The following is a 5,745-nucleotide window of genomic DNA, read 5'->3' as shown; positions in this document are numbered from 1 at the left end:
AGGCGGCGGCGTGCGATTTGTTGAAACCATAGTCGGCGAACTTGGCCAGCAGGTCGAAAATGAAGTCGGCTTGCGGCTTGCCGACGCCACGCTCGACCGCGCCGGAGACGAAGCGCTCGCGCTGCTTGTCCATCTCGGCGCGAATCTTCTTGCCCATGGCGCGGCGCAGCAGATCGGCTTCGCCGAGCGAGTAGCCCGACAGCTCCTGCGCGATCTGCATCACCTGTTCCTGGTAGACGATGACGCCTTGCGTCTCCTTCACCAGATGGTCGATCTTGGGATGGATCGAGGCCATCTCCTCCTCGCCATGCTTGCGGGCGTTGTAGGTCGGGATGTTTTCCATCGGGCCGGGTCGATACAGTGCGACCAGCGCGATGATGTCCTCGATGCAGTCGGGCCGCATGCCGATCAGCGCCTTGCGCATGCCGGCACTTTCCACCTGGAACACGCCGACCACTTCGCCGCGCGACAGCATGGCGTAGGTCTCGGGATCGTCGAGCGGGATGGTTGCCAGGTCGATCTCGATGCCGCGCCGGCGGATCAGCTTCACCGCCGTCTCCAGCACGGTCAGCGTCTTCAGGCCGAGGAAGTCGAACTTCACCAGTCCGGCCTGCTCGACATATTTCATGTTGAACTGGGTGACGGGCATGTCCGAGCGCGGATCGCGGTACATCGGCACCAGCTCCGACAGCGGCCGGTCGCCGATGACGATGCCGGCGGCGTGCGTCGAGGCATGGCGGTAGAGGCCTTCCAGCTTCTGCGCCATGTCGAGCAGCGTCTGGACGATCGGCTCCCTCTCGGCCTCTTCGGCAAAGCGCGGCTCGTTGGCGATGGCGTCGGCGAGCTTGACCGGATTGGCCGGGTTCTGCGGCACCATCTTGGAGAGCTTGTCGACCTGGCCATAGGGCATCTGCAGGACGCGGCCGACGTCGCGCAGCACGGCGCGCGCCTGCAGCGTACCGAAGGTGATGATCTGGCCGACCTGGTCGCGGCCGTATTTCTGCTGGACGTAGCGGATGACCTCCTCGCGCCTATCCTGGCAGAAGTCGATGTCGAAGTCGGGCATCGACACGCGGTCGGGATTGAGAAAGCGCTCGAACAGCAGCGAGAAGCGCAGCGGATCAATGTCGGTGATGGTGGTCGAATAGGCGACCAGCGAGCCTGCGCCCGAACCGCGGCCAGGCCCGACCGGAATGCCTTGCGCCTTGGCCCATTTGATGAAGTCGGCAACGATCAGGAAGTAGCCGGGAAACTTCATCTTGGTGATGATGCCAAGCTCGAAGTTCAACCGCTCGCGGTATTGCTCGACCGTATAGCCCGCGGTCGGGCCATGCATGGCAAGGCGCGCGTCGAGCCCCTCATGGGCCTGGCGGGCCAGTTCGTCGGCTTCCGCCTGCACGGCGGCGTCATTGTCTGCGACATCGCCGCCGGTGAAGCGCGGCAGGATCGGATTGCGGTTCTTCGGGTAATAGGAGCAGCGCAGCGCGATCTCGACAGTGTTGTCGATCGCCTCCGGCAGGTCGGCAAAGAGCCTTGCCATATCGGCCTGGCTGCGCAGGAAATTGTCGGGCGACAGCCGGCGGCGGTTGTCAGCGGCAACGACCGATCCCTCGGCAATGGCAATCAGCGCGTCATGTGCATCATAGTCGTCGCGAGAGGAAAAGAACGCCTCGTTGGTGGCGACCAGCGGCAGTTCATGGGCATAGGCCAGATCGATCGAGGATTTTTCGATCACGCGATCATAACCGGAAACCCGGTCAAGCTCGACATAGAGCCGGTCGCCGAACATCTCCTTGAGGGTCAAAAGCCGGGCTTCGGCCAGATCGCGGCGATCTTCCTTGAGCGCGGTGCCGATCGGTCCGCGCGGTCCGCCGCTGAGGCAGATCAACCCGTCACAATAGCCTTCCATCATTTCGGTGGTCAGGTGCACGGCTTCGCCCGGCGGCGTTTCGAGGTAGACGCGGCTGACCAGCCTGACCAGATTGGAATAGCCCGCCTCGGTCGCGGCAAGCAGGACGACCGGCCGCATATCGGGACCTTGCCGTCGGCGGTCGCGCTGGCCATCGCTGTTTTCGCCGGAAAAGGCGAGCGCCGTCTGGCAGCCGATGATCGGCTGGATGCCGTCCTTCACCGCCTTCTGCGCGAATTCGAGCGCGCCGAACAGGTTGTTGGTGTCGGTAACGGCGATGGCCGGGGCTTCGTCCTTGACCGCATGAGCCACCACCTTGCCGATCTGCAAGGCGCCTTCCAGCAGCGAATAGGCCGAATGCACGCGCAAATGGACGAAGGGCCGCGCCGGGGCCTCCGGCCGCGCCGCAGCAATCGCCGCTTCTCGCTTCAAGGGATCGCGGGGGAGTTTTTCGTCGGCCATGGTGCTGCGTGAAGGTCCTTGAGTCGATGGAGATGTATTGTCCGGGACCGCGCCATGCCAGTCCAGCACAAACCACTGCTGATCACAGGCTGCCTGCCCGGCTAGCCCTAAGCAAACTCCATGATCACGGCGTCGACAGCCAGGCTGTCGCCCGGCTTGGCGTTGAGTTTGGAGACGACAAGGTCGCGTTCGGCACGCAGCACGTTTTCCATCTTCATCGCTTCGACCACAGCCAATGTCTCGCCTGCCTTGACCTCCTGGCCTTCGGCAACGGCAATCGACACGACAAGGCCGGGCATCGGGCAAAGCAGCAGCTTCGACGTGTCCGGCGCCACCTTTTCGGGCATCAGCCTTTCCAGTTCGGCGGTGCGCGGCAGCATGGCGCGCGCGGTCACCGACATGCCTTTCCAGGCGATGCGAAAGCCATTGGCGACCGGCCTGACCTGAGCCGTAACCTTGCGCTTGCCGACCGTACCGCGCCAGACCAGATCGCCCGGCCGCCAGTCGGATGCAACGGTCAGCGCCTTGCCGCCCGCGATCGACAGATCGACTTCCATCGGAATGGAAATCATGCCCTCGATGATGGACGCCGACAGATAGTCATCATCGATCTTCACGACCCAGTCGCGCTTCAGCGCTCCCGAATGCGGCGCCAGGCGCCCGCCCAGCCGGTCAAGCCGATCACGTCGCAGCAGTTCCACTGCGGTCGCGATCGACGCCAGCACCGCTTTCTCGTCGTCGTTCGGCACGACCGGCGCGAAACCGTCGGGATATTCCTCCGATATGAAAGCGGTCGATATCCGCCCTTCCCGCCAACGCTGATGCTGCATCAAGGCAGCCAGGAACGGAATGTTGTGCTCGATTCCGTCGACGACGAAGCTGTCGAGCGCTTCCGACATGGCATCGATGGCTTCCAGACGCGTCGGCGCCCAGGTGCACAGCTTGGCCAGCATCGGATCGTAGAACATCGAGATTTCGGAGCCTTCGGTGACGCCGGTGTCGTTGCGGATGACGACATCGCCGAATTGTCCTTCCTCCGGCGGCCGGTAGCGCGTCAGCCGGCCGATCGAAGGCAGGAAATTGCGGTAAGGGTCTTCGGCATAGAGCCGGCTTTCCACCGCCCAGCCGTTCAGCTCGATGTCGCTTTGCTTCAGGCCAAGCTTTTCGCCGGCGGCGACGCGGATCATCTGCTCGACCAGATCGATGCCGGTGATGAGCTCCGTCACCGGGTGCTCGACCTGCAATCGTGTATTCATTTCAAGGAAATAGAAGTTCTTGTCCTTGTCGACGATGAATTCGACCGTGCCGGCGCTCTGGTAGTCGACGGCCTTGGCCAGCGCCACAGACTGCTCGCCCATGGTCTTGCGTGTCGCTGCGTCCAGGAATGGCGACGGCGCCTCTTCGGCGACCTTCTGGTTGCGTCGCTGGATCGAGCATTCGCGCTCGCCGAGATAGAGCGCGTTGCCATGCGCGTCGGCCAGCACCTGGATTTCGATGTGGCGCGGATCGACGACGAATTTCTCGATGAAGAGACGATCGTCGCCGAACGAACTCTTGGCTTCCGAGCGCGCGCGGTCGAAGCCATCGCGCACTTCGGCTTCGCTCCAGGCGATGCGCATGCCCTTGCCGCCGCCGCCGGCCGAAGCCTTGATCATCACGGGATAGCCAATTTCGCCGGCGATCTTTTCGGCATGGTCGGCATTCTCGATGACGCCGAGCCAGCCGGGCACGGTGGAAACCTTGGCGGCGTTGGCGAACTTCTTCGATTCGATCTTGTCGCCCATCGCCTTGATCGCCTTGGGCTTCGGGCCGATGAAAATGATGCCTTCCGCTTCCAGCGCCTCACAGAAGGCCGCCCGCTCGGACAGGAATCCGTAGCCGGGGTGCACGGCCTGGGCTCCCGTCTCCTTGCACGCGGCGATGATCTTTTCAGGGACGAGATAGCTCAGCGCGGCTGGCGAAGGCCCGATATGCACCGCCTCGTCGGCCATCTCGACATGCACGGCGTCGCGATCGGCATCGGAATAGACCGCGACCGTGGCAATGCCCATCTTGCGCGCCGTCTTGATGACGCGGCAGGCAATTTCGCCGCGATTGGCGATCAGGATCTTGGTGAACATGCGAAATGTCATCCCTCGGGTCGGCCGTTCCTTTTATGGCCTGTGCTTGCAGGGTCAAGCCGACCATGCAATTCACTGCCTTTCAATCGACTTGCGATTCCAATTCATCGCTGTGGCCCAGTCGGGGAGCCAGCTGCCAGTTGATCGTGTCGGCAAAACCTGAAACCTTGGAAAAATTCGCATTGGAGGACGCCTGATGAAAACCCGCGCCGCTGTCGCTGTCGCCGCCGGAAAGCCGCTGGAGATCATGGAGGTCGACCTCGAGGGCCCGCGCGAGGGCGAAGTGCTGGTCGAGATCAAGGCGACAGGTATTTGCCACACCGACGAATTCACACTGTCGGGCGCCGATCCGGAAGGTCTGTTTCCGGCCATCCTCGGCCATGAGGGTGCCGGCGTCGTCGTCGATGTCGGCAAGGGTGTCACCTCGCTCAAGAAGGGCGACCACGTCATCCCGCTCTATACGCCCGAATGCCGCCAGTGCCCGTCCTGCCTGTCGAGGAAGACGAACCTCTGCACGGCGATCCGCGCCACGCAGGGCCAGGGCCTCATGCCCGATGGTTCGTCGCGCTTCTCGATCGGCAAGGACAAGATCTTTCACTATATGGGCTGCTCGACCTTCTCCAACTTCACCGTGCTGCCCGAGATCGCACTGGCCAAGGTCAATCCCGACGCGCCCTTCGACAAGATCTGCTACATCGGCTGCGGCGTCACCACCGGCATCGGTGCCGTGATCAACACCGCCAAGGTCGAGATCGGCGCCACCGCGGTCGTCTTCGGCCTCGGCGGCATCGGCCTCAACGTCATCCAGGGCCTGAAACTTGCCGGCGCCGACATGATCATCGGCGTCGATTTGAACAACGACAAGAAGGAGTGGGGCGAGCGCTTCGGCATGACGCATTTCGTCAATCCGAAGGAGATCGACGGCGATGTCGTGCCCTACCTCGTCAACATGACCAAGCGTGGCGCCGACCAGATCGGCGGCGCCGACTACACATTCGACTGCACGGGCAGCACCAAGGTCATGCGTCAGGCGCTGGAAGCCTCGCATCGCGGCTGGGGCAAGTCGGTGGTCATCGGCGTTGCCGGCGCCGGCCAGGAGATCTCGACTAGGCCGTTCCAGCTGGTCACCGGCCGCACCTGGATGGGCACCGCCTTCGGCGGCGCGCGCGGCCGCACCGATGTGCCGAAGATCGTCGACTGGTACATGGACGGCAAGATCCAAATCGACCCGATGATCACCCACACGCTCAAGCT

The 5,745-nt window shown here is 63.1% G+C and carries 3 protein-coding genes; 1 reads left to right on the top strand and 2 read right to left on the bottom strand.

Annotated features, from left to right (window positions below; all coding sequences use genetic code 11):
* Positions 1-2,371 (bottom strand): DNA polymerase III subunit alpha (dnaE, locus tag EN991_RS20930; RefSeq protein WP_127369455.1); only part of this gene is annotated, 2,371 nt, incomplete at its 3' end.
* Between the two features lie 107 nt (positions 2,372-2,478).
* Positions 2,479-4,491, bottom strand: coding sequence for an acetyl/propionyl/methylcrotonyl-CoA carboxylase subunit alpha (locus EN991_RS20925; RefSeq protein WP_127369454.1), 2,013 nt, complete (start codon positions 4,489-4,491; stop codon positions 2,479-2,481).
* Positions 4,492-4,687: 196 nt separating this feature from the next.
* Between EN991_RS20925 and EN991_RS20920 the strand changes: the two genes are divergently transcribed.
* A partial coding sequence (locus EN991_RS20920; RefSeq protein WP_127369453.1) for an S-(hydroxymethyl)glutathione dehydrogenase/class III alcohol dehydrogenase occupies positions 4,688-5,745 on the top strand: 1,058 nt, incomplete at its 3' end.

This window comes from Mesorhizobium sp. M7A.F.Ca.US.005.03.2.1, assembly GCF_003997795.1.
GTDB lineage: Bacteria > Pseudomonadota > Alphaproteobacteria > Rhizobiales > Rhizobiaceae > Mesorhizobium > Mesorhizobium ciceri.
Note: the sequence above shows the minus strand (reverse complement) of the source record. Positions and strands in the feature narration are given on the sequence as shown.

Excerpts from the sequence above, each read along its gene's own strand:
- EN991_RS20925 (WP_127369454.1), bottom strand. The coding sequence starts at position 4,491 with ATGTTCACCAAGATCCTGATCGCCAATCGCGGCGAAATTGCCTGCCGC.